This is a genomic window from Confluentibacter lentus (genome assembly GCF_002806995.1).
Classification (GTDB): domain Bacteria; phylum Bacteroidota; class Bacteroidia; order Flavobacteriales; family Flavobacteriaceae; genus Confluentibacter; species Confluentibacter lentus.
Map to the genome: position 1 here is coordinate 1 of NZ_NIHE01000016.1, position 2,098 is coordinate 2,098.

The 2,098-nt window shown below is 34.8% G+C and carries 3 protein-coding genes; all 3 read right to left on the reverse strand.

The genetic code is table 11. From position 1 onward, the window contains the following. Positions 1–281 (reverse strand): DUF2071 domain-containing protein (locus tag CDH50_RS14940; protein ID WP_198513515.1); only part of this gene is annotated, 281 nt, incomplete at its 3' end. A gap of 156 nt (positions 282–437) precedes the next feature. Further along, positions 438–1,415 (reverse strand): tetratricopeptide repeat protein, encoded by a 978-nt coding sequence (locus CDH50_RS14945; protein ID WP_100613095.1) that lies wholly within the window; start codon positions 1,413–1,415, stop codon positions 438–440. Between the two features lie 407 nt (positions 1,416–1,822). Then, positions 1,823–2,098: hypothetical protein (locus tag CDH50_RS15295; RefSeq protein WP_232732024.1), on the reverse strand; the 276-nt coding region annotated here is incomplete at its 5' end.

Below are 2,098 nucleotides of genomic sequence, written 5' to 3' on the forward strand. Positions count from 1 at the left end.
TAAGTCCGAATATTTATTTCATTAAAGTCTGAAATTGGTTTAAAAGCAGGAATGTTTTTAGGTCTAATTTTTTCCATTGTAAAAGCAACAAGCGAAATCCAAGGCTTTCCTTCAAAAAGGTCAATTTCCAGTTCTTTGGGCACAAATTTTTTCAATTCGGTCAATTCCACTTGCCAATGAAGAAATATCGCATTATTCCACTCTTGGTAGAATTTCCAATTTTCAGTTGGTATTCTCCAAGGTCTGTGTTCAGTCGTATTTAATATCTCTTGGATGGTCATTTCTCAAATTGGCTACAACGGTTGGGCTATGATTTCGGCGTGGAATCGACCGCAGGACTATTCCGCAGAGAAATCAAGCTGGTTGTATGTTTTAAGTTTCGGTTTTGCACTATTGCCACGCTGAATTATAGCCGTTGTTACCACACGTACTTTTTTCTAATTACAGTTTTTTTCAATTTCAGTGTAGGCTTCTTCGCTCCCCATTTCTCCTGCTTTTGATAAGTCTTTACATCCATTTTCTTTTTCTCCACTTTTAATTAAAGCTAAACCTCTCAATAAATATGAATTTGGGTTTTTCTCAATTTTTAAAGCCTTATTTAGGTCAGAAATGCTTTGCTTATATTTACCTAAATTCAAGTATATTTCACCTCGTGTGTCCCAAAAATACCATTCAGATTCATCAAGTTCGAGGGCTTTCTCTACTATCGGTAATGCTTTTTCGTACTCTTTTAATTTCACATATGAGTAAGCTTTGTTATTGTAAGCCATTGCAACCTTATTGTATTGCATTGGGTAATTAGAATTTAATTCAATCACTTTGTCATAATCACTTATTGCTCCAAATCTGTCGCCAAGTTCTCCTTTTGCCATAGCACGAAAGAAAATAACATCAGTATTATTTTTATCCGTTTCAAGATATTTAGAGAAATTTCTAACTGCTAGAGCATATTCCCTGTTTTGAAGATGCTGCATTCCAATTTGGGCATAGTTTCCAGAACTATCATTTGTCTGTCCGGAATTTCTTGATGTTGAATTATTGTTATTTTGATTTGATACCCAAATATTATAATCAGAAATAATTTCTCTAATTGCGTTTTCAGTTTGTTTCAAATATTTAGTCGCTCTTGCTAAATCGCCATCTTCAATATCGGTCAAATCTTTATATTCTTTGTCTAATCGAGTTAAATAGCTTTGTTCTTTTATTTGTGGTTTTAATTCCAAAATCCATTTTTTCATTTCATACAAATACTTTTGGTTAGCGTCATACCTTTTTTGTAAAGACATTGCGACAACTGAAAGCTCATCAAATGACATTGGTTCGTATCTCGAAGGAGTTACAGTCGAATACCTATTTTGTCCAACTCCGATATTGAAGAAGAAGAATGTTGTTAAAATTAAAATAGTCTGTTTCATTGTATTTTCGGTTTTTCTCGTATGTGTGGTAACGTGTTCGTGTATGGAAAGTTGCGTGTTTGAGGGCGAGGATTTTCCGAAGGAAAATCGGAAGCCGGCAAACAAGCAACAACCTTTGTGCTAGCTAAAACTAGCAATTTTTTATACACGGTGTTGGGTTTTAGTGCTTTTTTTGTCAGATTAATTTTCAATTGGTTTTAGGTCAGTTTTTAAATCCGCAATAAAAGTCCGATGTTTTATTTTTCCGATTTAGTTTTTTCCGCAAACAAGCTCAAAGTCCGCCGAAACATTTGTCTGCGTTTCGATTCCGCAAACTTTGATAAAATCCGCAGTTTTGGTATTTTTCCGCAATTGGCGTAAAAATCCGCGAAATATTTGTCAAAAATCCGATTTCACAAAGTTGAATTTCAGCCGAAACTTTTGATTAGGAACGGACTTTTCCGCATTAAACCCAACGTTGTTGTGTATGGAAAGTTGCGTGTTTCAGGGCGAGGATTTTCCGAAGGAAAATCGGAAGCCAGCAAACAAGCAACCAACTTTGTATTAGCTAAAACTAGCAATTTTTTATACACGGTGTTGTGCTTTCGTGCTTTTATTTTTTTGTCCGAAGTTGATTTTCGAATTCCAAGAGCATAGAATTCAACAAGTCCAATATAGGTTTTTCTACAGATGTTTGTTGGCTT

Coding starts and splice junctions, on each gene's coding strand:
- CDH50_RS14945 (WP_100613095.1), bottom strand. CDS start 1,415: ATGAAACAGACTATTTTAATTTTAACAACATTCTTCTTCTTCAATATC.